The organism is Lacunimicrobium album (assembly GCF_052161635.1).
Classification (GTDB): Bacteria; Planctomycetota; Planctomycetia; order Planctomycetales; family Planctomycetaceae; genus SXPC01.
This window is the reverse complement of the sequence record NZ_CP197413.1, coordinates 5,135,174-5,158,350: the sequence shown is the minus strand read 5'-3', so window position 1 is coordinate 5,158,350 and position 23,177 is coordinate 5,135,174. Positions and strand designations below refer to the sequence as shown.

General features: G+C 55.6%; 19 protein-coding genes. 12 read left to right on the top strand and 7 right to left on the bottom strand.

From position 1 onward, the window contains the following. The first annotated feature begins 10 nt into the window (after positions 1 to 10). Together SH248x_RS20725 and SH248x_RS20720 are read left to right on the top strand one after the other, a co-directional pair. Positions 11 to 472 carry a four-helix bundle copper-binding protein gene (locus tag SH248x_RS20725; RefSeq protein WP_459556236.1) on the top strand — a complete coding sequence of 154 codons (462 nt, stop codon included), beginning with the start codon at positions 11 to 13 and terminating at the stop codon, positions 470 to 472. A 63-nt stretch (positions 473 to 535) separates the two neighbouring features. Then, the gene (locus SH248x_RS20720) at positions 536 to 1,459 is read left to right on the top strand and encodes a phytoene/squalene synthase family protein (RefSeq protein ID WP_459558629.1); all 924 of its coding nucleotides are present in this window, start codon (positions 536 to 538) and stop codon (positions 1,457 to 1,459) included. Positions 1,460 to 1,601: 142 nt separating this feature from the next. On the opposite strand, the gene SH248x_RS20715 is transcribed toward SH248x_RS20720, so the two are convergent. Beyond that, complete coding sequence (locus tag SH248x_RS20715) at positions 1,602 to 2,666, bottom strand: protein arginine kinase (protein WP_459556235.1); 1,065 nt, start codon at positions 2,664 to 2,666, stop codon at positions 1,602 to 1,604. Between the two features lie 500 nt (positions 2,667 to 3,166). Between SH248x_RS20715 and trpE the strand changes: the two genes are divergently transcribed. Both trpE and SH248x_RS20705 read left to right on the top strand, forming a co-directional pair. Next, complete coding sequence (gene trpE / locus SH248x_RS20710) at positions 3,167 to 4,666, top strand: anthranilate synthase component I family protein (RefSeq protein WP_459556234.1); 1,500 nt, start codon at positions 3,167 to 3,169, stop codon at positions 4,664 to 4,666. 155 nt (positions 4,667 to 4,821) lie between these two features. Then, entirely contained in the window at positions 4,822 to 5,757 is a 936-nt protein-coding gene (locus SH248x_RS20705; protein ID WP_459556233.1) for a ZIP family metal transporter, read from the top strand. A gap of 252 nt (positions 5,758 to 6,009) precedes the next feature. On the opposite strand, the gene SH248x_RS20700 is transcribed toward SH248x_RS20705, so the two are convergent. Next, the gene (locus SH248x_RS20700) at positions 6,010 to 6,477 is read right to left on the bottom strand and encodes a hypothetical protein (RefSeq protein ID WP_459556232.1); all 468 of its coding nucleotides are present in this window, start codon (positions 6,475 to 6,477) and stop codon (positions 6,010 to 6,012) included. A gap of 153 nt (positions 6,478 to 6,630) precedes the next feature. Next, positions 6,631 to 8,034: an SH3 domain-containing protein gene (locus tag SH248x_RS20695; RefSeq protein WP_459556231.1), complete on the bottom strand. Its 1,404-nt coding sequence runs from the start codon at positions 8,032 to 8,034 to the stop codon at positions 6,631 to 6,633. A 299-nt stretch (positions 8,035 to 8,333) separates the two neighbouring features. Here SH248x_RS20695 and SH248x_RS20690 point away from each other — a divergent pair, with 299 nt between their 5' ends. Then, a complete protein-coding gene (locus tag SH248x_RS20690; RefSeq protein WP_459556230.1) occupies positions 8,334 to 9,368 on the top strand; it encodes a sugar phosphate isomerase/epimerase family protein in 1,035 nt (344 codons plus the stop codon). Between the two features lie 178 nt (positions 9,369 to 9,546). Here SH248x_RS20690 and SH248x_RS20685 read toward each other — a convergent pair whose 3' ends face one another. Then, positions 9,547 to 10,131 (bottom strand): LOG family protein, encoded by a 585-nt coding sequence (locus SH248x_RS20685; RefSeq protein WP_459556229.1) that lies wholly within the window; start codon positions 10,129 to 10,131, stop codon positions 9,547 to 9,549. Positions 10,132 to 10,789: 658 nt separating this feature from the next. On the opposite strand from SH248x_RS20685, the gene SH248x_RS20680 reads away from it, so the two are divergent. From SH248x_RS20680 to SH248x_RS20665, 4 genes are all read left to right on the top strand, one after another. Further along, a complete protein-coding gene (locus tag SH248x_RS20680) occupies positions 10,790 to 12,574 on the top strand; it encodes a hypothetical protein (protein ID WP_459556228.1) in 1,785 nt (594 codons plus the stop codon). Positions 12,575 to 13,587: 1,013 nt separating this feature from the next. Next, the gene (gene truB / locus SH248x_RS20675) at positions 13,588 to 14,469 is read left to right on the top strand and encodes a tRNA pseudouridine synthase B (protein WP_459556227.1); all 882 of its coding nucleotides are present in this window, start codon (positions 13,588 to 13,590) and stop codon (positions 14,467 to 14,469) included. Positions 14,470 to 14,579: 110 nt separating this feature from the next. Next, complete coding sequence (locus tag SH248x_RS20670) at positions 14,580 to 15,281, top strand: orotidine 5'-phosphate decarboxylase / HUMPS family protein (RefSeq protein ID WP_459556226.1); 702 nt, start codon at positions 14,580 to 14,582, stop codon at positions 15,279 to 15,281. Between the two features lie 138 nt (positions 15,282 to 15,419). Then, complete coding sequence (locus SH248x_RS20665; RefSeq protein WP_459556225.1) at positions 15,420 to 16,442, top strand: zinc-binding dehydrogenase; 1,023 nt, start codon at positions 15,420 to 15,422, stop codon at positions 16,440 to 16,442. Between the two features lie 37 nt (positions 16,443 to 16,479). On the opposite strand, the gene SH248x_RS20660 is transcribed toward SH248x_RS20665, so the two are convergent. Both SH248x_RS20660 and SH248x_RS20655 read right to left on the bottom strand, forming a co-directional pair. Further along, positions 16,480 to 17,298 (bottom strand): DUF6655 family protein, encoded by an 819-nt coding sequence (locus SH248x_RS20660; RefSeq protein ID WP_459556224.1) that lies wholly within the window; start codon positions 17,296 to 17,298, stop codon positions 16,480 to 16,482. Between the two features lie 216 nt (positions 17,299 to 17,514). Further along, a complete protein-coding gene (locus SH248x_RS20655; RefSeq protein ID WP_459556223.1) occupies positions 17,515 to 18,213 on the bottom strand; it encodes an LON peptidase substrate-binding domain-containing protein in 699 nt (232 codons plus the stop codon). Positions 18,214 to 18,593: 380 nt separating this feature from the next. On the opposite strand from SH248x_RS20655, the gene nth reads away from it, so the two are divergent. Further along, positions 18,594 to 19,286, top strand: coding sequence for an endonuclease III domain-containing protein (gene nth / locus SH248x_RS20650; protein ID WP_459556222.1), 693 nt, complete (start codon positions 18,594 to 18,596; stop codon positions 19,284 to 19,286). A 202-nt stretch (positions 19,287 to 19,488) separates the two neighbouring features. Beyond that, positions 19,489 to 20,055: a dCTP deaminase gene (gene dcd / locus SH248x_RS20645; protein ID WP_459556221.1), complete on the top strand. Its 567-nt coding sequence runs from the start codon at positions 19,489 to 19,491 to the stop codon at positions 20,053 to 20,055. A 117-nt stretch (positions 20,056 to 20,172) separates the two neighbouring features. On the opposite strand, the gene SH248x_RS20640 is transcribed toward dcd, so the two are convergent. Then, a complete protein-coding gene (locus SH248x_RS20640; protein ID WP_459556220.1) occupies positions 20,173 to 21,942 on the bottom strand; it encodes a tetratricopeptide repeat protein in 1,770 nt (589 codons plus the stop codon). Positions 21,943 to 22,275: 333 nt separating this feature from the next. On the opposite strand from SH248x_RS20640, the gene SH248x_RS20635 reads away from it, so the two are divergent. Next, positions 22,276 to 23,154, top strand: a complete 879-nt coding sequence (locus tag SH248x_RS20635; protein WP_459556219.1) for a leucine-rich repeat domain-containing protein — start codon at positions 22,276 to 22,278, stop codon at positions 23,152 to 23,154. Positions 23,155 to 23,177 lie beyond the last annotated feature (23 nt).

The window sequence follows — 23,177 nt, the reverse complement described above, 5'->3', positions numbered from 1 at the left end:
GACTCTGCGCATGTCTTTCGTTCGATTTGGCGGATTTGTGAAGCTGGAACGGCGTCTGCTCGTTGAAGCAGAAATCTTCGGAATCGATTTTCCACTTCAAAAGGAGGTTCAGATGATCGCTCAACCAACCATGTCGGACTGCATTCAGGCGTGCGTGCAATGCGCTCAGGACTGTGAACATTGCGCGAACGCTTGTCTCGGCGAAAAAGATGTCGCAATGATGGCGAACTGTATTCGTCTTGATCGAGACTGTTCAGCAATCTGCTGGCAAGCCGCGGCGTTTATGAGTCGCGGATCTGAGTTCGCTCAACAGCTTTGTCAGCTCTGTGCGGAAATCTGCGAAGCCTGCGGTCAGGAATGCCAGAAGCATGAACATGATCATTGTCAGAAGTGTGCCCAGTCATGCCTGGACTGCGCCGATCAGTGCCGACGGATGGCCGGAGTGGCGACTGGGAACTCCTCTGCTATTTAGTCTGTTTTGAATGTCTCTTTCACGGCTGTTATCGCCGGGCATTCTGCGTTAAACTACCCGGCGATGAATACGTCGCTGGCATCGATGCATGGAGTCGATCAAGACCGCTTGGAGAGATCCTTTCGTGTCTGCGTTCAGAATGCGCGACGAGCAGCGAGAAATTTTCACTACGCGTTTCTTTCGCTGCCCAGGCCGAAGTACAAAGCGATGTGTGCGTTGTACTGTTTCATGCGTCAAACGGATGACCTGGCCGATGATGGGGGGGTGTCGGTCGAGACACGTCGACTGAAACTTACCGACTGGTCACGCCAGATTGACGACCTTGCGGAACGCGGCATTGTCGATGGCAATGAAATTTTTCCCGCGCTCAAGTGGACGCTCGACACTTACCAGATTCCTGTCAGTTACCTGCATGATGTCATTGCGGGTGTGACGATGGATCTTGATCCACAGCCGTTTGCCGATTTCGCCCAGCTGGAGCGGTACTGCTATCACGTGGCCGGGGCTGTCGGGCTTTGCTGCATCTCGATCTGGGGTTACGACGAATCGGACGTCGCCCGTCGAGCAGCCATCGATTGCGGGACTGCGTTTCAGTTGACCAATATCCTGCGGGACATTCGTGAAGATGCCACTCTCGGGAGATGTTATCTGCCTCAAGACCAGCTTCGTGCCTATCAACTGACATCGGAGCAGCTCGCGACGGGGGCTGCTCCTGGCATCCTGCCGTTTCTCACCGAGCAGACTCAACTTGCCAGATCGTATTACCAGCGAGCCTCGAAACTATCTCGTCACCTATCGAAAGACGGGCAGGGCATTTTCCGCGGCATGATGCGAATTTACGGCGGGCTGCTGCACAAGATTGAGTGCAACCCGCTGAGTGTGATGAACGGCCGCGTGAAGCTGCATCGAATCGCGAAAATGCGGATCGCGATGGAATCGTTTCTGTTTCCAAACCGCCCACTGCCGAAGTGGATGACGACGGAGTAGCAACGCCGAGTCATTTTTCAGCTTCAGTTCATGCATCCTGTAGGGTGCTGGTGAGGCTTTGCGAACCGCACCAAATGTGGCATCGAGTGTCGTTTTGGTGCGGTTCGAAGACTCACCAGCACCCTACGATTCAGCAGGTGACTTAATTCATCTCGTCCGGTTGGATGAGCTTGGTGCGAAGGTAAGCGGCCCGCGCGACATTGCGTTCAGCGGATTCCATCCGTTCTTTGCGGATCTTCTGCAGGTGAGCAGGCTGGGTGAAGATAAACAGTTCGTTGATCTGCGGGATCTCGAGGTCGTCGATGAGGCCCAGGTTGACTCCCATGCGGACGTTGGAGAGCAGCTGCATGGTCTCTTCGGAGCTGATGGTCTGAGCGGTCTTGAGGATGCCGTAGGCGCGTGAGACCTGATCATGGACGCCGCGACGGTTGTCGTTCATCAGACGTGTGCGGGCATTGCGTTCGTAATCGAGAATCTTCGGGATGACGGTCTTGATGGTGTTGACGATGTCTTCTTCGGAACGGCCAAGCGTGGTCTGGTTGGAGACCTGATAAAAGTCACCCATGGCCTGACTGCCTTCGCCGTACATGCCGCGGACTGTCAGGTTCATCTTGTGCATCGCCTGGAAGAATTTTTGAATCTCCTTCGTCAGGACCAGAGCAGGCAGGTGGAGCATGACGCTGGCCCGGATGCCGGTGCCGACGTTGGTCGGGCAGGCGGTGAGATAGCCGAGGTGTTCATGGAAGGCGTAGGTGACCTGGCTTTCGAGTTCGTCGTCCAGCTGGCTGATCTGTTTCCAGCAGGCATCGAGTTCATAGCCACTGCGAAGCACCTGGATACGCAGGTGATCTTCTTCATTGACCATGATGCTGAGATTCTGCTCTTCCGAAATCGCGACGCCGCGCGCTCCTTTGGCTTCCGAAAGCTCACGACTGATCAACTGACGCTCGACAAACATCTGACGGTCGAGCTGTGCCATCCCGTCGATCGGGAAGTACGTAATGGGTCCAAACTTCTTGATGCCCAGTAATTTGCCTTTGACCTGATTTTCGATCTCGGCGCGGATTCCCTCATCGGCTCGGCTGAGGAACGGGAACTTGGCGAGGTTACGAGCGAGGCGAATGCGGCTGGAAACGATGATATCGGCTTCCGGACCGGTCCCCTTCAGCCATTCACTCACTGAGCGTGCGAGGGTTTCCAGATCCACGGGCCATCCTTTAGGAGTGTGCGTCACGTTAAATACGATACGGCACATGGCGATTTGGCTGCCCTGCCCGATCATCATTAGATATTCGATTCTAAGTCCCAGAGCAAGCCACGGGAATCCCCGAACATCTGCGACGACCGAGTCTTTTGACATGTCCCCGTTGTGAATCTTGAAAATCCTCAAATACTTTCGTCTTCAAAACATGAAACCAAACCACGGATGAACACAGATCAACACGGATGGGAATCGTCATGAGGTTGGAGTCGTGAGTCATGAGGAGCAGCCAGGAAAGTTCTCTCGCTTACGAGTTATGCCTGAGCATGCCGTTGATCATTGTCCGGGGTTATTCTTCCTGCTGAACTGAACCTGACGAGGGAAACGAGGCTCTTGTTCGAGGGACCGCCTGCTGGCATGTCCGCCGCTTGTGAGGTGTGCTGAAATTTGTCATGCTGCCTGTTCTGGCGAAACCGCCCCTTTTCATATCATCAAAGCCTGAAAACATGACCTATCGCCCGTCGTTCGAGCAGTTCCGAGAGTCCGCCCGTGAGGGAAAACTCGTCCCGGTCTATGTAGAATTGTTCAGCGATATGCTGACGCCGGTAATGGCCTACCAGAAACTGGCTTCCGGTGAACGCAGTTTTCTCTTCGAGAGTGTCATCGGGGGGGAAAAGGTCGGGCGTTACAGCTTCGTCGGGACGGGCCCTTTCCTGACTATGGATGCGACCCGGGACGTCGTCACCCTCCATACCGAACAGGAAGACAAGACCTATCGCTGCAGCGACCCACTGAAAGAACTCGACCAATTGGTCAGTCAGTATCAGGCGGTGCACCTCAATGGACTTCCCCGATTCTCTGGCGGGGCGGTCGGGTTTGCCTCGTATGACTCGGTCCGTTACACCGAGAACCTGCCGAATGCTCCCGAAGATGATCGGGGCCTGCCGGATCTGTCGTTCTCTTTTTATGACGAGATGATCATCTTCGATCATATTCGTAAGACGATTCTGATTGTCGCGCTCGTCAATCCAGTCACGGAAGGTGTCGAGGCTGCTTATCAACGCGCCCAGGAAAAAATCGGACGCCTGCGAGCCAGGCTTCAAAGCCCGGTCGCTGCTTCACCACTCTATGATGTGACTCTCCCTGCGGAAACAACGCTGCCGTTTACGTCGAACTTTACACAGGCTGAGTTTGAAGATGTCGTCCTTCGCTGTCAGGAATACATCAAAGCCGGGGATATCTTTCAGGTCGTCTGCAGTCAGCGACTCCAATTGGAAACGAAAGCGACTTCGCTCGACATTTACCGGGCCTTGCGCGTCGTGAACCCCAGTCCGTTCATGTTTCTGCTCGAACTTCCGGGCTTCCAGCTCGTCGGCAGCTCTCCGGAGATCATGTGTCGTGTCGAAGATGGGGAAGTCACTGTCCGACCACTTGCGGGGACCCGTCCGCGAGGCAAGACACCACAGGAAGACCTCGCTCTCGCGGAAGACCTGCTCGCGGATCCTAAGGAGCGAGCGGAACACATCATGCTCGTCGATCTGGCACGCAATGACATCGGACGAGTTGCTCAGTATGGCAGTGTGAAGATTTCGGATGTGATGGTCGTTGAGCGTTACAGTCACGTAATGCACATCACTTCGAATGCGACAGGGCAACTCAAGCCGGGACTGACGGCTCTGGATGCCCTGCGGGCCTCGCTGCCAGCCGGGACGGTTTCGGGCGCCCCGAAAGTGCGGGCTATGCAGATCATTGATGAGATGGAAAAACACCGACGAGGGCCGTATGCAGGCGCCGTCGGCTACATCGACTTCACCGGCAATATGGATACCTGTATCGCGCTGCGAACCCTCGTTCTCAAAGGGACCACCGCGTATCTGCAGGCGGGTGCGGGGCTGGTTGCGGACAGTGTTCCGTCAGCCGAATACCAGGAGACGCTGAATAAAGCTCGTGGTCTGCTCAAAGCGATCGAACTCGCAGAAAACCAGTTCGCCCGAGCGGGGAAATGAGTTGTGTTTTCGAGGGTTCAGTTGTAGGGTGCTGGTGAGTCTTCGAACCGCACCAATTGTGCGTGCATTGGCGAATTGACGTTCGGATCCACAATTGGTGCGGTTCGCAAAGCCTCACCCGCACCCTACGAAGAGATTCAGATCAGGTTTTCAACATGTCCCTGGGTGTTCCCCTTGTCATTTATTCGGTGCTGCTGGTCATCATGGGGCTTGCCGGGGGAAGCCTGCCGCAAGTTCTGAAGATGACTCACAGCCGCATGCAGATGGTCATCAGCTTTGTCGGCGGCCTGATGCTGGGAATCGGTATTCTACACCTGCTGCCACATGCGTTCGTGCAGCTGAAATCGATCGATCAGACCGCGCTCGGGGTGATCCTCGGCCTGACTGCGATGTTTATTTTCCTGCGCTGGTTTCACTTTCACGATCACGAACCGCCGGAAGCTGTTCAGCAGGCCCCGGAAAATCTCGTCGCCTTGAGCGTTCATCATCACGACCACGATCATGATCTCGGTCATGACCATACTCATTCTCACGATGCGCCCGGGCATTGTCATCACCCTCGACATCGTCCGACGTGGGCCATGATTTTATCGGGGCTCGCAATTCACACGCTGCTCGACGGGATGGCATTGGGCGCGAGTATCCAAAGCGATCTGACACACAATCACCTGCTACTGCCCGGCTTCGGGACGTACCTGGCGATCATCCTGCACAAGCCGCTGGATACACTGACGATTTCTTCGATGATGATGCGAGAGAATGTCGCCTGGAAATCCCGTGTGATGTGGATCATCGGGTACTGCCTGGTTTGCCCGCTCGGTGCGCTGCTTTTTCTGGCGGGCATCAGTCAGTTAGGAGATGTGCAGAAGGAAATCCTGGGAATGGTCCTGGCGTTTTCTGCGGGCGTTTTTATCTGCATTGCGCTCAGCGACCTGCTGCCGGAGATCGAGTTTCACTCGCATGACCGAGTGAAACTGACCACCCTGCTCTTAGCGGGAATCGGCCTGGCGTTCGCGATCTCCTGGGCGGAGCCGTCTCATCAACACCGCATCACGCCCAAGATCATCGACGAATATATCCCGCCGAAGTAATCCGTCTTGTCCCTTCTCCCCCGGGGAGAAGGTGGCGGCGCTTCGCCGACGGATGAGGGAACTCTGCGAATTCCCACGACGCTCAGATCTCAACAGGGTGGCTGGGGTCAGGATCATTAGCTGACCCCAGAATGTGGGTCCAACTGCGCAGGAACTGGGGTCAGGTAGAAATCCTGACCCCAGCCACCCGAAGCGCACTCCACTTCTTGTGCTGGTGCGCTCCCTTTCGGTCGCGGCTCTGACGGACACGGATTAAATCTCGTCGTCCCAGCGAGAGTCTTTGTCGGCTTTCTTCTCAGCCTTTTTCTTGCCTTCGCCATCCTTCTTTTTCTTGGATGGCTTGTCGTCTGACTTTTTCGACTCGGCCTTCTTATCGTCGTCTTTTTCATCGTGTTCGTCGGACTTGGCTTCGCGCTGAAGTTCCGATTCGAGGTCATCGATGAACAACTGAAGGTCGGCGTGAGCTTCTTCGACGGGCTTTTGCGTGAAGGTCGAGCCAGCGGTGTAGCTGCCGTGACCTCGGAAGCCTTTGATCGCGTAGCTCTGGTTCAGACTACGCAGGGAAAAAGCAGTTTCTTTGAGCTCTTCGTTGATTGAGTACGCAATGGAACTCAGTCCGACAGAGGCACCAACGACGCCGACGGTTCCGAGAACAACGGCTTCGGCAGACAGAATGTAGCCTGCTTCGTCACGAAACAGGTCTTTGATCAGAGATAGCATTGAGATTCTCCCAAGGGCTTGGATGGAGGAAGGTGAGAGACCGCCAGCCGTGGGAGATGCGGATTGAACCGCGATGTTCACATATTGAAACACCGCGGGTGAAGAATGTCAACATGAGCAATGTAAACAGAATAGATAATTTGACAAATTCTGTTAACGACCTTGAACACCGGCAGCCGGAAGTTGCACGGGTTCCATGCCTTGAACAACGATCACATCTGCTTTCAGGCGTGGATCGTGCAGGCGGTTGCCCTTCAGGCCCAGCGGTTTTCCAACAGCAGCCATGAGATTAACCCCTTGCTGAGGATGGAGATACGTCAGGAATCGTCCGTCGGGAGTCGTGAGAACGAATCCCGGCAGCTGTGGGTGCTGACGAGGATTGAGTTGAACAATCCCGGCCCCGGCATATTGACCGACAGTCGGCTGAAGGCCAGCTGGATCGATGGCAGCAGCGGCCATGGGAGATGGTGCAGCAGCTGTCGGCTGAGTGCCAGCGGGAAGGGGTGGAATCACAGAGCCATCGGCGTCAATTTCAGGAAACTGACCAGAGGGAGCCACACTTCCGAAGGCGGCTCCGTCTGAATACGCACCGTTGGCCGTCTGGACGTTGCCAGAGGTTTGAGCACTCATGAGTTGTGCATCGCGGCGAGTCGTTTCGGAAGTCAGCGTGACGAAATCGTCGTGAGTTTTCTTGGTCTTGCGATATCGCTCGACAGCTGCCAGTCGCAGGTCGACCTGGTGAGACAGGGCTTCTGTCGAGGCTTCCTGTTGAAGTTTGGCATAGTCATGCGCGAGGTCGTCGAGGTTCCAGCTGCCGATGTCTTTGCCAATCATGACGCGGAATTGTTCGTCGAGAAGACTGAGGATCTGATAGTCCTGCTGGGTTTTACCTGGATTTGCAGAGGTTACCGAAGCAGACTCGCTCGAACCTGGTTTGGCTGCGAGTTGTCCCATGGAAGCAGGAGACTCTTCGAACGGATTACCAAGTTCGACGTTGGGTGAGTTCGGCTTGGCTGCTGTTACATCCTGAGCGAAAGGATCATTGGCAACGCTGGGTGACGGAGTTCCGCTGCCGATGGCATCTCCTTTGATCCAGCGAAATTCGCCGCTCGGCGGTGCGATCTTGTAGAAGTGAACCGGCTTGCCATTGAGGTCGAATTGTTTCTCGCCGAGGATCGCGATGCGGTCCCCTTTATTCAGACGGCGTTGTTCGACATCAAGGTATTCACCGACCGTGCTTCCGACACGAACGACGGTACTATTCTCAGAAACTGTCCCCTGATCGGGCGTCAGTTTGGTGACGTAATCGGAGCGAATCCAGCTGAAGCTGTCGGTGGGCGGGGCGATCATGTACCACCCGCCTGGATCGTGGCGATGGACAGTGACTTTCGCACCGCGAGGCAGTGTGTTCGTTTCGTAGAACATGCTTCCCGGGCCGCTGCGGGCCATCGTCTTGTCGGCAGAGATGACCGCGTCATACGGAAATTCAGCCGCTTGTGCGGTTGCGAAGAATGAAATGACAACGACCAGACTCAGGGCAGTTTTGAAGATGGACATGTTCCAAACCTCGGGGACATTCTTAAGGAATCAGGCGGCGGGCGAAAAATTCCCGCTTCGAAGTGAGGTCGTATCTCATCTGGCGAAAGCGAACAATTGCGTCTGGTTCGAGCCCGAAAAAAATGGAACTTTTACAAGCTTTTGGAAAGATTTCCTCAAGTTCGCAGAGGGCTGTGCCGAGTGATGGGTGACTTTTCGTTGAGGCAGGCCTGCGTTAGACTACGCATCAACTGATCTTACCACTTTACAGGTCTTGATATTTTCAAGTCTTCGCCCGCTGTTCCATTCAAGGGAATTCCATGTCAGAGGCACCGCAGTCACAGGCACCGCAGGTCATCATCAGTGCGTTTGGAGATGAAGGCGCGATTCATAAGACAGCTTTCGAGCAATTCTCGGCCCTGTCTGCACTCGGACTCTCCTGGTACTCGCCACGCTTCATGGATCTGGAAAACAGCGGCAAGATCCAGCACGTCGTCGATATGACGGATGCTCAGTGGAAGCAGCTGGCCAAGCTGAACAGCGACTACGGCATGAACGTCACCAGCATCGGGGCACGTCTGGGCAAGGTGAAGCTGTTTGATATCGCTGATTCGTCGCACAACAAATTCGTGCCACAAGAGCAGTACCTGAAGACGGAAGTCCGTCGCACGATTGATGCCGCCATCGCGCTGGGCACCAAGTTCATCCGTGGGTTCTCGTACTATCACCCGGCTGGCGAAGATCCCAAGCAATACCTCAGCCAGGCTGCTGAGCAGATTTCATCGATTGTCGATGCCGTCGCCAAAGAAGGTCTGTTGTTCGGTCTCGAACTCGAAGCCAACCTCGTGGGGCAGACCGGCGTGATCCTCAATGAACTGGCAGAAAAGATCAACCACCCGAATCTCGTCCTCATTTATGACGGCGGTAACCTCAGCAGCCAGAACATGCCGCGTCAGCGCTGTATTGATGAGTATCATGCCATGAAGTCGCACATGGGCTGGATGCACATCAAGGATTACAAGATCGATCCCGGCCTGACCTGGACCGGTGTTGTCGATGAAGAGCGTCTGAAAAATTTCGTCCCTGTCGATATCGGCGATTCTGGTTACCCAGAGATCTTCGCTGACCTGAAAACGCAACTGCCCGCGTTGACTGCCAAACTCCAGGCGATGGGCGTTCCAGGCTTTTTCCTCGAACTGGAACCTCACCTCAAAGGCGGCGGCCAATTCGGCGGCTTCAGTGGTCCGGATGGTTTAGGCGTCGCCTGTCGCAGCCTCTGCCAGAATCTCGACGACCTTGGCATCGGTTACGATCTTCGAAATATGGATGACATCAAGAAGTCTCGCGGGTTTTAGTAACCAGTTTGTCTTGCTTAAGATGTAGGGTGCTGGTGAGTCTTCGAACCGCACCAAATGCGGCCTCGTCGTCTTTGAAACGGTCGTGACCACAATTGGTGCGGTTCGCAAAGCCTCACCGGCACCCTACGATGAATGAGACAACTCCGTTCGCATGCGATCAACGCAGAGCCTGGAGTTACGTCTTCTCCAGGCTCGCGAATTTCGGGAGAGTCGGAGCGACGAAGTCGTCCATTGACTGCAGCAGGGATTCGACCGTCGGCTTCACGACGAAGAGGTCCATCTGGATGATGGGGAAGAAGTCGTTCTCGCTGGCGGTTTGCAGGAAGGCGATGAAGTTGTCGTAGAAGCCGTCGGTGTTGAGGATGCCGATCGGTTTGCGGTGGATGCCCAGCTGGGACCAGGTGATCATTTCGAGCAGTTCCTCGAAAGTCCCGAAGCCGCCCGGGAGGGCGATGAAGGCATCAGCAAGGGATGCCATCGTGGCTTTGCGGGTGTGCATGCTGTCGACGATGCGCATGTCGACAACACCCGCGTGCAGAAGTTCTTTCGTGGCGAGAAATTGGGGAATGACGCCAATGACTTCGCCGCCATTTTCAAGCATGGTGTCAGCAAGGACACCCATCAAGCCGACTGAGCCGCCGCCGTAGATGAGGGCTTGTTCGCGGGTGCAGAATACGGTCGCGAGCTGACGGGCGGCTTCGACGTAGGCAGGGTTATTGCCACTGCGAGAGCCGCAGAAGACGCAGATGGATTTGAGCATGATGTTGACCTTGGCTTTATTGCTTTCGTTGTACGGGATGGTTGGAACGCAGAGATAACAGAGGTAAGCAGAGGACGCTGAGAAGAGTCATTAACGCAAAGTCGCTAAGACGCAAAGTGGGGACCGTCAGAATACAACTCACGTCTATTCTCTAACCTTTGCGCCTCGGCGGCTTTGCGTTGTCTACTCAGGCTCTTCTCTGCGAACTCTGCTCCCCTCTGCTTGCTCTGCGTTCCAACCCTCTTCTCATCCTTGACTGGTATAAGTCAATCCGGGAGGTTTGGGAAGGCGTTAACGTGTCCGTTGAGTTTGCGCCTGCGACCTGCTGGCGACGTCAAAATCACTTCAAGTGTTACGACCGGCCTCGACGATACTTGGACAATGCCCGGTTCCAGAGGATTCCCACGTGGAATGTCTGGACAGCGGCAGATGTTCGCTCGGGACAAGCGGACGGCGACCTTTGAACACGATCTCCAGTCGAGCGCGGTCAGAATCGACCACGCGAAGAATGACGATTTTGTCATCCGTGCTCGACAGGGAACTTAGTGCATGATGCCATGCGGATCACCTCTTGTGATCACGACGGCCTCATCACGGACGAGTGCTGCCAGCGGGAAGGACGAGACGTCGCCCCCTTGCAGCCCTCAAGGGGGGAAACATGATTCGCGGACGGACATTGGCTCGATGGTGCAGCTGCCTGGCAGCGGGAAACGTGATCGCAGCGACAGCCTGGCTGCACGCGGCTGATCCTGTTTACACGAACAATACCCAGTTCCGGATTCCATATCACTTTGACGCGGTCGAGATGTCTCGCCTGGGGGCCAAAGAGATTCATCTGTATGGGTCAGAAAACCGTGGACAGGATTGGAAGCTCCTGCAGGCAGTCCCTCCCAAGAAAGGGAAGTTTGAGTTCAAGTCAGAGAAGCAGGGTGAATTCTGGTTTGCTGTGAAGACGCAGGACCAGCAGGGGCAGCTTCACCCCAATGGCAATAAGATGGAACCTGGGCTGATTGTCCGTATCGATACGATCCTGCCAACGTTAGAACTGACGATCAAAGAGACACAACCGGGGCGAGTGGAACTCAGTTGGACAGCTGCCGATGAAAGTCTGGATCTGACAAGTCTGGTCCTCGAGTCGAAAGACCCGCTGACAAATCAATGGCAGACGGTCAATGTCGTTGCGTCGGCAGTCGGACGAACGAGCTGGTCGGTGGCGAAACCTGGCCAGGTGCAGGTACGCGGCAAAGTCAAAGACCTCGCGGGAAACCTGACGACGACAGAGAAGACACTCAACGCCAATCAAGCAGGGACCGATGGCGGGAAGCCTTATGTGCCTGACTTTACACAGCCGATTGCAGAGTCACCTTCGGAAGGGAGTCTGGCTGCGAATAACAATGACTTCAAGCTGCCTTATCCACAAGCCGGCATGCCGAAGCCGAACAATGGGATGACACCACCCTCGTTGTCTTCCAACAACGGGATGTCGAACCACAGCCTGCCGAATGGAGTGAATTCAAACAGCGGGAATCCAAACGGTATGATGACCAACAATGGGATGCCGTTGATTGCGGGTCAGCAGTCAATGCCGACGCCGATGATGCAACAGAACTATCCGCATCCACAGAGCGGAGGAGGGCATGAACTGCCAAGTTGGCCGTCCAGCCCGCTGTCCTCCCAACCCGCTCCGTCTCTCACGCCTCCCGCTTACGGGGCAGGCCAATTTGTTTCGAGTAACGAAGCTGCGGCTCCGGACATCACGAAGGGGAGATACTCGACACCGAATCAGACCATGGGTTATCAACCCAAGGTCAAGACGGTCGCCTCATCGCGATTTCAGATTGATTATCGCCTGGAAGATGTCGGGCCGTCTGGGGTCAGTGCGGTCGAACTCTTCATCACCGCTGACGGTGGTCAGCAGTGGTGGCGTTACGGCGAAGACCCTGACCGCATGAGCCCGTTTGAAGTCGAAGTTCCCAACGATGGGACGTACGGGTTTGCGATTCGCGCCAAGAGTGGCGTCGGGGCAGCTCATCTGGCCCCTCGTCAAGGCGATGTTCCCTCGATGCAGGTTCTGGTCGATCAGACGGCTCCCGACATCGCGAAGCTGACCGCTCAACAGGGCGTCGGGGCGACGATGAACCAGATCACATTGAACTGGAACGTCACTGACGCCCAGTTGGCGGATCGCCCGGTGTCATTGAGCTATTCAGGACAACCAAGTGGTCCCTGGGAACCGCTGACGGGGTGGAACGACAACACGTCGCAGTACGTGTGGACGGTCAATCAAAACGTCCCGCATCAACTCTACTTCCGCATCGCAGCGCGCGATGTCGCAGGGAACATCGCGTACCAGCAAACACAGCATCCGGTGCTGATCGATCTGTCACAACCGAGTGCGCATATTCTGGATATTGAGACATTGCCAACGCAGCGGCCGTATTGATTGGATAACGGTAGATTTTCGGACGGCATTCTGCCCTTCTCCCCCGGGGAGCTGTATTTCGTCCCTTCTCCCCCGGGGAGAAGGTGGCCGAGTCTTCGAGGTCGGATGAGGGAACTCTGCGAATTTAATAAAGCCGACAACGATGTCCCTTCTCCCTTGAGGGGAGCCCTATCTTGTTCCTTCTCCCTTGAGGGGAGCCGTATCTTGTTCCTTCTCCCTTGAGGGGAGCCGTATTCCGTCCCTTCTCCCTTGAGGGGAGCCGTATTCCGTCCCTTCTCCCTTGAGGGGAGCCGTATTCCGTCCCTTCTCCCTTGAGGGGAGCCGTATTCCGTCCCTTCTCCCTTGAGGGGAGCCCTATCTTGTTCCTTCTCCCTTGAGGGGAGCCGTATCTTGTTCCTTCTCCCTTGAGGGGAGCCGTATTCCGTCCCTTCTCCCTTGAGGGGAGCCGTATTCCGTCCCTTCTCCCTTGAGGGGAGCCGTATTCCGTCCCTTCTCCCTTGAGGGGAGCCGTATTCCGTCCCTTCTCCCTTGAGGGGAGCCGTATTCCGTCCCTTCTCCCTTGAGGGGAGCCGTATTCCGTCCCTTCTCCCTTGAGGGGAGAAGGTGGCCGAAGGCCGGCTGAGGGTGAGCGATAGGCACCAAGCGACTTCCATCAACGTCTGCGCATCAGGCAAAACAGATCACACGCGACGCTGGAGCCAATAGCATCATTGACATGCTGGGCGAATTGTCTGCGGTTGATTCATAAAGCCGTTCAAGAGCAACAACTCGAGCTGTCAGTGATCCTTCCAATGCCCGACGTCGTGACGATGATGGACGTCGACGAGTGCCTATGCCCCACCCTCATCCGTCGTCGAAGCGACGCCACCTTCTCCCCTCAAGGGAGAAGGGACGAATGCCGCTCCCCTGAAGGGAGAAGGAACGGAATACGGCTCCCCTCAATGCGAAATCCAACGTCGTGATCGTCGCGAATGATCACGTAGTGTGATCTAATAAACGGCATGATGGGATTTTTGAATATTGCGAAGCCACCCGAGTGGACCTCGCGCGATGTGGTCAACAAGGTGCAGGGGATGGTCCGCGCCCGCAAGTTGAAAGCAGGGCACGCGGGGACGCTTGATCCGATGGCGACAGGGGTGCTGCTCGTTGCCGTTGGGCCTGCGACGCGGTTGATCAGCTATGCCCAGGGGCACGAGAAAGTCTATCGGGCGACGTTTCGACTCGGGATCACCAGCGATACCGATGACATCACCGGCAACGTGACCACTGTGACTGAGAACATCGACGTTTCGCGCGAGCAGTTGGATGCAGTCCTCGCGACTTTTCTCGGGACAATCGAGCAGGTACCGCCGCAGTTTTCAGCGATTCATGTCGATGGGAAGCGTGCCTACGATCTGGCGCGTGCAGGTCAAAGCGTGGATTTGAAGGCGCGAGAGATCGAGGTCCATGAGATTCGATTGGAGCGGTTTGAAGGAAATGAATTTGTCTGCTGGATACGATGTGGCAGCGGGACTTACATCCGTTCGATCGGGCGCGACGTCGGACAGATCCTCGGCTGTGGAGCCGTCATGACAGCGCTCGAGCGATTGGCCATCGGCTCATGCCGCGTTGAGGATGCCGTGTCGCTGGAGATGTTGAGCCGCGAGAATATCGAGAGCTATCTGATACCTGCCGAAACGCTTCTCTCTCATCTGACACGACTTGCGATTGATGAGGAACAAGTCGGGCATCTGGAGCAGGGGCGACGACTGCCATGGATAGACGCGATCAAAATCGAGCCTGGGTCAGAAGTGGTGCTCATGGACGGAGAGCGACTGGCGGGGATTGGGGAATGGAGCGAGGAGATGCGCGTTGTACAGCCGAAGATTGTGTTTAAACGAGGGTCATCAACGTAACACGATTTCTAAAATTTCTTCCCAATTCTGCTCGTCCCGAACGCCGCATCCAGCATCGCTGATGTGTACAATCTGCGGAACCGCCCCCTTCCTGGATTGCCGACCACGCCATGAAACCGATCGTTCAGATCTCGCTGGATCTCACCAATATCGACGAAGCCATCTCGACGGCTCGCATGGCGCTTCGCGCTGGTGTCGACTGGCTCGAAGCGGGGACACCTCTGATCCTCGCCGAAGGGCTCCATGGCGTCCGTGCCCTGCGAAAAGAATTTCCCGGCGTTCCGATCGTCGCTGATCTCAAGACCATGGATGGCGGCTACCTCGAAGCAGAAATGATGGCGAAAGCAGGAGCCACGCATGTCGTGGTCATGGCCCGCGCGCATGCAGAGACGATCAAATGCGTCGTCAACGCGGGCAAAGATTTCGACTGCAAAGTCATGGGGGATAACCTCGGCTGTGACGACATGGTCGCGGCTGCGAAGATGCTCGAAGACCTTGGCTGTGATTACGTCATCCATCACATCGGCTATGACGAACGCCGAGGCATCGCCGCTGCGGGGCATCGTCAGCCAAGTCCTCTCGATCAACTCAGAGAGGTCGTGAACGCCGTCAGCATTCCCGTTCAAGCCGTCGGCGGTCTCACCCTCGAACAAGCCATCGCCTGCCCCAGCTACGGCGCCCCGCTCGTCGTTCTCGGCGCTCCCCTGACAATCGACGCCGACGCCTTCAAAACCTCCACCGGCGACCTCGAATCCTCCCTGCGACTAATCTGCAACGCCATCCACTCCCAAACTGTTGCCGCTAGGCAATAGTATTTTCTGTCCCTTCTCCCTTGAGGGGAGAAGGTGTCAGCGCTTCGCTGACGGATGAGGGTGGGCGCCAGACAAGCGTTCGCGTCCAATGACACCAACAACCATCAGACCACTTTCCTCGAATCCCGCGACCTACCCATGAAAACCCCCGCTGTCGTCAACTACGCTCCCGAAAAATACAGCGTCGATCTTCGCGAAGTCGAAGTCCCGGAAATCGGACCGGAAGACGTCCTGCTCGAAGTCGCCAACGTCGGCGTCTGCGGCAGCGACCTCCACCAATGGACCGCAGACCACTCCTGGCCGGTCAATTATCCCGTCGTCCTCGGCCACGAGTTCGGCGGCATCATTGCCCAAGTCGGTCGCGAAGTCACCGGGTGGAAAGAAGGAGACCGAGTCGTCAGCGAAACCGCCGCCATCATTAATCCCAGCAGCCCGATGTCGCGACGAGGTCTCTATAACCTCGATCCGTCCCGCAAAGGATTTGGCTACGGTGTCAACGGCGCGATGACGAAGTTCGTCCGCGTTCCGTCACGCATCCTGCACCATGTTCCGAACGGACTGCCCTTCGAGCAGGCCTGTCTAACCGAGCCTTGCTGCGTCGCCTACAGCGCCGTCGTCAAGAACGCGACCATCGAACCAGGGGATCGCATCATCGTCCTCGGACCTGGGACGATCGGCATTCTTTGTGCAGCGATGGCTCGCCTGTGTGGTGCCCAGGTCGCCCTCGTCGGCTTGCCTCAAGATGCTCACCGACTCGAAATCGCCCGGCAGTACGGCTGCGAGATCATCATCGGCGATGCCAAACCCTGGGCCATGGAGCGCGATGGCCTTGGCTGTGATGGGGTTATCGATGCCGCGGGCGCGAGCATCACTTTGAAGATTGCTCTCGACATCGTTCGTCCCGCGGGTTGGATCAGCAAAGTCGGCTGGGGGCCTCAACCCCTCGGCTTCAACCTCGATCCACTCGTCCAAAAGAACATTCGACTGCAAGGCAGCTTCAGTCACAACTGGCCCATCTGGGAACGGGTCATCGCCCTGCAAGCCAGTGGACAACTCGACGTCAAACCGATCATCGGCGGCGTCTGGCCGATCGACCAATGGCACGAAGCCTTCGAGAAGATGCACACCGGCCAAGTCGTCAAATCAGTTTTGAAGCCGTAGTCGACTTGCTGATGATCCGCACGACGTCATTGTTTCGTCACTGAAACTTATACTTCTCAAACGGATTCGGTTCCGCGGGCTTCTGGGATTGCGATGCAGGCGCTGCTGGCGTTGCAGGAGTTCCGGGAAGTTTGGCAGGCTCTTGAGGTTTCTCGGGCGCTGTTTCACCACTGGCAAACTTGAGTTCTCCAGCAGGGGGAACAGTTGGTAGTGGAGCCTGGAAAGCGACGGTATTCGGCAGAGGTTTCGGTCGTACTCCCTGTGGCTGGTTCAGACCTTTAGCAACTTCTTTATAGACTGTCCCGCCACGATACGGCCCCACTCCGAAGACGAACCACTGATTCTCATCCGATCGGGCCAACGTCATGCCGCCATCGCCTAACGCCGTCTTGGTCGCATAGTCATACGCCACCAGGCCGATCTTCGCGGTCGCTGTCTGGTTTTTCCGGTTGACCAGTCGCATTTCGGGAATTGTCACCATTCCGGGAACGCCGATCTCGGGGATTCCGATGAATTGGTCGGCCTGGTCGGTTCCCACAGTTCCGGTACGAATCTCGATTCCGATTTCGGCGGTGTCTGCTTTCTCCTGGATATTCGCCCCCGCTCTCAAAAGACGGTGACGAACGGAACTGATGACATAGTTCTTATCGGTGCAGTCGACGTATTTGTCATCCAGATAGACCTTCCGTCCCGCAAATGGCGTGAAGTCGACTTTATCAAGGGCCTGATCGACCGCATTGGCGATCAGCAACTGTTCCATCGCGCTACGGGCGGTGTTGCTGGTTTTTGTCGTGGCGCAGCCTGTCAGGGCAGCCATTGCACTGAGAGTCGAAACAATGACGAAGCGGTGTTTCATGGTCCAAGTCCGTTTGAAATGAGCGCTCATTCCATGAGCGCAACCCGATAGAATTTCGGGTGTAGCGGAACCTACCAGCGATCATTTTGCATGGTCAAGAAGGATCACGTTGCAAGAGCGCAGAGTTGCAACATCTACAGACAAATTGATCTGTTTCGGCAGGGGTTTCATTCTGTCCGAATTGCCACTGCTGACCAGACTGCCCCTGTTATCGAGTCAGTTGTCACTAAAATTCGGTGGAAACTTCGCGCCCGTGGGTCGAAGCAGCGACATCAACTCAGCCAGATTGCGTCCCCGTTTGATAATGTCGGGTTCCGCCAAGAAAGGGTAAATCAGTTCCTGATCCAGTTTCAGCAGAAAGGCCAGCAGATCACACAACTGCGAAAGAGGCATCTTCTCATTGACGATCTTCGCAAATGAAGAGTCACTCGCAAGATCCGGCCGTAGCGATTTGAAATGCTCGACAAGATCCCAGGCCATGGTCGAGTGGACTTGAGCGTCGCCGAACAGATTTGCATCCATTTCGTCGAGGACCAGTTCCAGGTTTCCGAGACGATAATCCTTGTCATGGGCGACTTCCGACAAGACGCGACACCGCGACATCCCCTCCCACAGCAAATTGTACCGGCCATTTTCCAGACGCTCGACGTTCGTCGCCATACCAACTACTCCGATCGGATAGATCGGGCAAGTTTTCGTGTTATAAATCTCTTTCCAACCGGGACGCAGAACAACCAGCGACAGCAGACTCGACTCCGATTCCAGCAGATCATCCATCAGCGAGACGTATCGAGGCTCGAACAAATGCAGCGGCTGGCGAATCCCTGGAAACGGGACGTAGTTCGGAAGCGGGAACAGACGGATTTTCCCCTCAGCTCGTTGAAATTCCGCATCAAATTCACCACCCAAACTCATGGTGTCTTCCTGTGAAAATCTTGTCCCTTCTCCCTTGTGGGGAGCGGCATTTTGTCCCTTCTCCCTTGTGGGGAGCGGCATTTTGTCCCTTCTCCCTTGTGGGGAGCGGCATTCTGTCCCTTCTCCCTTGAGGGGAGCGGCATTGTGTCCCTTCTCCCTTGAGGGGAGAAGGTGGCGTCGCTTCGACGACGGATGAGGGTGGGCGATAGGCATCCATCCGCATACAATCAATATATTCGTATCAGACAAAACGCTCGGCTTATCATGCGTATGCGACTCGAAAGCCTACCGACTCTGACACTCGTCGATTACATTCTAGACACAAGCCAACAGGTTCCAACGTCACTGCCCCGTTTCAACCCCTGTTGAGAAGAGAGTTCATGCCGAAAGCCAACTCCGTTTCCAACGCAGATGCGGTTGAAAACCGTAAAAAACGCCTCCCAAAAATTCTTCAGATTTTGAAGAAAACCTATCCGGATGTCGTTTGCGCTCTCCATCACGAAACGGCCTTCCAACTGCTAACCGCAACCATTCTCTCAGCCCAATGCACAGACGAACGGGTCAACTCCGCCACCCCTGCTCTCTTCGCAAAATATCCCGACGCCGAGTCACTCGCCAACGCCACTCAAGCGGACGTCGAAGCTATTATCAAGCCTCTAGGCTTCTTTCGCGCCAAAGCCGCCAATATCATCGGCATGGCGAAGGGCTTAGTCGAAAACCACGACGGCCATGTTCCGAGCGACCTTGCTGCACTTGTCGAACTCCCTGGAGTCGGACGCAAGACAGCAAACGTCGTCCTCGGTTCCTGGTTCGGCCTCGCCTCGGGGGTCGTCGTCGATACCCATGTCAAACGCATTTCTCACCTGCTGGGTTTGACGGATAAAAAAACGCCCGAGCAGATCGAACTCGACCTCATCGAACTGATCCCGCAAAGCGAGTGGGTCATGTACTCTCATCGTATTATCCATCACGGACGGGCCATCTGTATTGCCCGACGACCGAAATGTCCCGTTTGCCCTCTATTGAAAGCCTGCCCCCGTGTCGGTCTGCCACCGCTGGTCGAAATAGGGTAATCAAGGTTGTCTCAACCCCGACGGCGCAGCCGTAAAAAACACCGCGGAGGCACGATCGACTTGCTCAGTATCATCCGGTCGGCTGTCACCTGGATTTTCTCTTGCCGTAACCTACCGGGTCAGCGTTGCTTGCGTTAGACTTCTCCCGCTAGACTGCAGCATTGTGCAGAGCCTTTCTTTGGAACGCGACAGGACGCCACGCATGATTCTGACGGGCACGGAAATCAAAGAGCGACTCGGGACCGATATCATCATCGAGCCCTACACCGATAAGCAGCTCAATCCCAACAGTTACAACCTGACGCTGCACAACGAACTGCTTATCTACGAAGAAATCGTCCTCGACATGAAGCGGCCCAATCGCTTCAAACGCACATCGATTCCGCCGGAAGGTCTGATTCTCAAGCCGAATCAACTCTACCTGGCCCGGACTGTCGAACGCACGGAAACATACAACCTCGTCCCGATGCTCGAAGGCCGCTCCTCTGTGGGACGACTGGGGCTGTTCGTTCACATCACGGCTGGCTTCGGCGATGTCGGTTTCCGAGGCTACTGGACGCTCGAAATGGTCGCTGTCCAGCCGATCCGCATTTACGCCGGCGTCGAGATCTGCCAGATCTTCTATCACACGATCGAAGGGGGCGTCACCGAATACAAGAGCAGCAAGTACCAGGGCAACTCCGATATCCAGCCGAGCATGCTCTGGAAAGACTTCGACCAGAAGAAACTCGACTCTCAGTCCCTCTTCCCGCCCCAGAAGTTCAGCTAAGCAAGAGTAGCGTACATGCCCGTGTGCCACGGCTGTGCCAGCCGTGCCGATTCCAAACCGGACCAACAGCGCCCGCAGTTTGCCGCTGAGTCTAAGTGAACCGCCCCCAGTGAAATCCTACTTCGCCATCAACCGCGATCGTGCTTCCGCAATGACCGATTCCCATTCATTCCACTGCGTCTGACGAAGCAGTGTCATCGACGGATACCACGGGCTGTCCTCGCGATCCAGATGCCAACGCCAGTCCGGCGTCTGACACAACAGCGTCCACGTCTTGGCCCCGATGCTCCCGGCCACATGGGCGATCGCAGAGTCGATCGTGATCACGAGGTCCATCTGCTGAACTGCTGCGGCCGTCTGAGTGAAGTTATGCAATCGGCTGCCCAGATCGACAACCGTCTTCAAGTTTGACTTGGCAAGTTCCTGACGCGCATCTGGATCAACCGCCAGCGAGTAATACGCGATGCCCGGAACATCGAGCAGTCTGGAAAAGACGTCGAACGGGCAACTCCGCAGATGGTCCCGCGTCTGGTGAGGATTGCCCATCCAGTTGATTCCGACTTTCAAAACACCCTGTGGCTGCTCGCTCGCCCAGTTACTCCACGACGCTTGAACTTCCTCCGGAATCGCCCAGGGATTCTGATAACGCCCCAGAGTTTCCAGCGTAACATCAAGACGCTCAGCCAAACTCGACAGCGCGACCTGATAATCAATCTCCGGCAGATCGTCATCTTCCGCCAGGACGGAAACGCCAGGAAAATTCCAGCTGAGCAGTTCAGTCAAAGTCGACGGAACGACGACCGTAATCGCCCCCGCATTGAGCTGAGAAAGGGCCGGCAAAAACCTGGCAAACTGCAGGATGTCACCGAAACCCTGATCCGCATAAACCAGCAGCGACTTCCCTGTGAGACTTTCTTTCTGCCAGACAGGGACATCCATGAACGGAGCCGGTCGTGCACCAACTTTGAAGCGGTGTTCGTAACCCTGCCAGCCAGCTTTGTAGTTGCCCTCAAGCAGGTAAGTCGTTCCCAGGTTAAAGCTGATCAGTTCATCGGCCTGGATCGCTAAACCATGCAGGAAGGATTTCTCTGCGTTCTTTAAGTCGTGCTTGGAACGATAGGCCAGGCCGAGATTGTTCCAAGCCTGCGTCATCTCGGGCGCCAGTTCCGCAGCTTTCTCAGCGGCCTGAATCGCGGGATCGAATTCGCCAATATGCTCACTCACCCATGCCAGATTGCACCACGCCTGCGCATGCTTCGGATCCACGCTGATGAGATCCTGCAGCGCCTTTTTCGCTGCCGGATAGTCTTTCAGCTGGAGCGTCAGATTCGCGAGGACTTCATAAAAGTTCTCGATCATCGCCTTGGGAATTCGAGGCAAGGCATCGACAATCAATTGCCGAGCGGCTGCTGGCTGATGGGACTTCTGCAGGCAGTTCACCAGTCGCATGAGCACTTCGAAGTCATCGCGATCCTGTCGCATCGCCAGTTCATACCACAAACAGGCTTCTTCAAGATTGTCCTGCTGCTCTTTGATTTCAGCGAGGTTCACGAGCGCTGGCACGTAGGCACTGATGCGGGCGGAGATCCCTTTGAAAATCTTCTCTGCGATTTCGATCTGGCCAATCGCCTTGTAACAGATCCCCAGATTATTAATGGCATCCAGACTGGGATCATCGACGTTGACGGCCTCATGAAGGTACCGTCGTGCCTGGTCGAAATCGCCCGTCTGCAGCAGACAACTTCCCAGCAGATAATTCAGCTTGGGTCGGTCCTCCGTTTTCGCAACGTCCAGCAGTTTCTGATAACAGACGATCGCTGTTGCAAACTGATTGTTCTTCTGGGCATTGAGCCCTTGTTCATAAACGTTACGCTGTTCCGGAGTCATAAAATCCAACCTGCCCACGAAGTCCAAAGAAACACGAACGATTGTCCCTTCTCCCTTGAGGGGAGCGGAATTCTGTCCCTTCTCCCTTGAGGGGAGAAGGTGCCCGAAGGGCGGATGAGGGTGAGCGCCAGGCAGCCATTCGCTCCCATACCACGACTGACCATAGGCCAGCGACAGCTGTTCCGCATTCCGCAAAAAGACGTGAAAGTGTACGCGTTTGCCTGAACTTCAGAAACCCCGTTTCCGCAGGCGTTTTCACACCTGGCAAACTGCGGTATTCTAAAGCCTGTTTCCGCTCACATTTCCCGCTCTTCCGCAGGACGTCGCGCAGTCATGTCTGGAAAATATTCTCAACTCTCTCTGGTCCTTCTCGCGGCTGTGATCGCAGGATGTAGCAATTCGACGCCTCCCAAAACCCCCGATTCGCCCCGCGAGACTACGGAAATGGCTCCCGCTGAACCGCTCCCCGAGTCGGTGACCAATGAGGTGTCGGTTTCTGAACTTCGTCACAAGCTCAACGCGAATCAGAATGCGGCCTTTGAGAAACGCAATGGGCAGATTCTCATGGCCAGACTCAGCAACTCCGGCGTCACAGACCTTTCGCCATTACGGGACCTGCCGTTGATTCAGCTGGAACTCGATAACCTCGCCATCAGCGATCTGTCAGCTCTCAAAGGAATGCCCCTCAAGAATCTCTATTTAACCAACACCAAGGTCACCGACCTCACTCCCCTCGCTGGCATGAATCTCGATATCCTCTGGCTCGAGGGGACACCAATCAGCGATCTCTCCTCTGCCAAAGACATCACCGTCACGCAGTTCAATCTCAATAGCACGAAGGTGAACTCCATCGAGCCGCTGGCTGGCAAAACCTTTGATACCCTCTGGCTGCCTCACAGCGAAGTCAAAGATCTTTCTCCACTCAAAGACATCAAGCTCGTCAGCCTCGATATCGAAGACACCCCCGTCACTGACCTGACCGCCTTGGCAGGGCATGACGAACTCCTCCGCCTCAACATCGCAGGTGTCCGCGTCAGCGACCTCTCCCCGCTCAAAGACCTGCAAATCGAACGCTTAGTTTTCACGCCTGAACTCTGTCGAGAAAGCTGGGACATTCTCAAAGGAATGAAGTCGATCCAGCAGATCGGTACGAGTCTCGAAAAACTTCAACCACCAGCTCAGTTCTGGAACGATCCACAGTGGGAGAAGTAAGCGTTCGTAAATACCAATTTGAT

Coding starts and splice junctions, on each gene's coding strand:
- SH248x_RS20725 (WP_459556236.1), top strand. CDS start 11: ATGTCTTTCGTTCGATTTGGCGGATTTGTGAAGCTGGAACGGCGTCTG.
- SH248x_RS20720 (WP_459558629.1), top strand. CDS start 536: ATGAATACGTCGCTGGCATCGATGCATGGAGTCGATCAAGACCGCTTG.
- trpE (WP_459556234.1), top strand. CDS start 3,167: ATGACCTATCGCCCGTCGTTCGAGCAGTTCCGAGAGTCCGCCCGTGAG.
- SH248x_RS20705 (WP_459556233.1), top strand. CDS start 4,822: ATGTCCCTGGGTGTTCCCCTTGTCATTTATTCGGTGCTGCTGGTCATC.
- SH248x_RS20700 (WP_459556232.1), bottom strand. CDS start 6,477: ATGCTATCTCTGATCAAAGACCTGTTTCGTGACGAAGCAGGCTACATT.
- SH248x_RS20695 (WP_459556231.1), bottom strand. CDS start 8,034: ATGTCCATCTTCAAAACTGCCCTGAGTCTGGTCGTTGTCATTTCATTC.
- SH248x_RS20690 (WP_459556230.1), top strand. CDS start 8,334: ATGTCAGAGGCACCGCAGTCACAGGCACCGCAGGTCATCATCAGTGCG.
- SH248x_RS20685 (WP_459556229.1), bottom strand. CDS start 10,131: ATGCTCAAATCCATCTGCGTCTTCTGCGGCTCTCGCAGTGGCAATAAC.
- SH248x_RS20680 (WP_459556228.1), top strand. CDS start 10,790: ATGATTCGCGGACGGACATTGGCTCGATGGTGCAGCTGCCTGGCAGCG.
- SH248x_RS20670 (WP_459556226.1), top strand. CDS start 14,580: ATGAAACCGATCGTTCAGATCTCGCTGGATCTCACCAATATCGACGAA.
- SH248x_RS20665 (WP_459556225.1), top strand. CDS start 15,420: ATGAAAACCCCCGCTGTCGTCAACTACGCTCCCGAAAAATACAGCGTC.
- SH248x_RS20660 (WP_459556224.1), bottom strand. CDS start 17,298: ATGAAACACCGCTTCGTCATTGTTTCGACTCTCAGTGCAATGGCTGCC.
- SH248x_RS20655 (WP_459556223.1), bottom strand. CDS start 18,213: ATGAGTTTGGGTGGTGAATTTGATGCGGAATTTCAACGAGCTGAGGGG.
- nth (WP_459556222.1), top strand. CDS start 18,594: ATGCCGAAAGCCAACTCCGTTTCCAACGCAGATGCGGTTGAAAACCGT.
- dcd (WP_459556221.1), top strand. CDS start 19,489: ATGATTCTGACGGGCACGGAAATCAAAGAGCGACTCGGGACCGATATC.
- SH248x_RS20640 (WP_459556220.1), bottom strand. CDS start 21,942: ATGACTCCGGAACAGCGTAACGTTTATGAACAAGGGCTCAATGCCCAG.
- SH248x_RS20635 (WP_459556219.1), top strand. CDS start 22,276: ATGTCTGGAAAATATTCTCAACTCTCTCTGGTCCTTCTCGCGGCTGTG.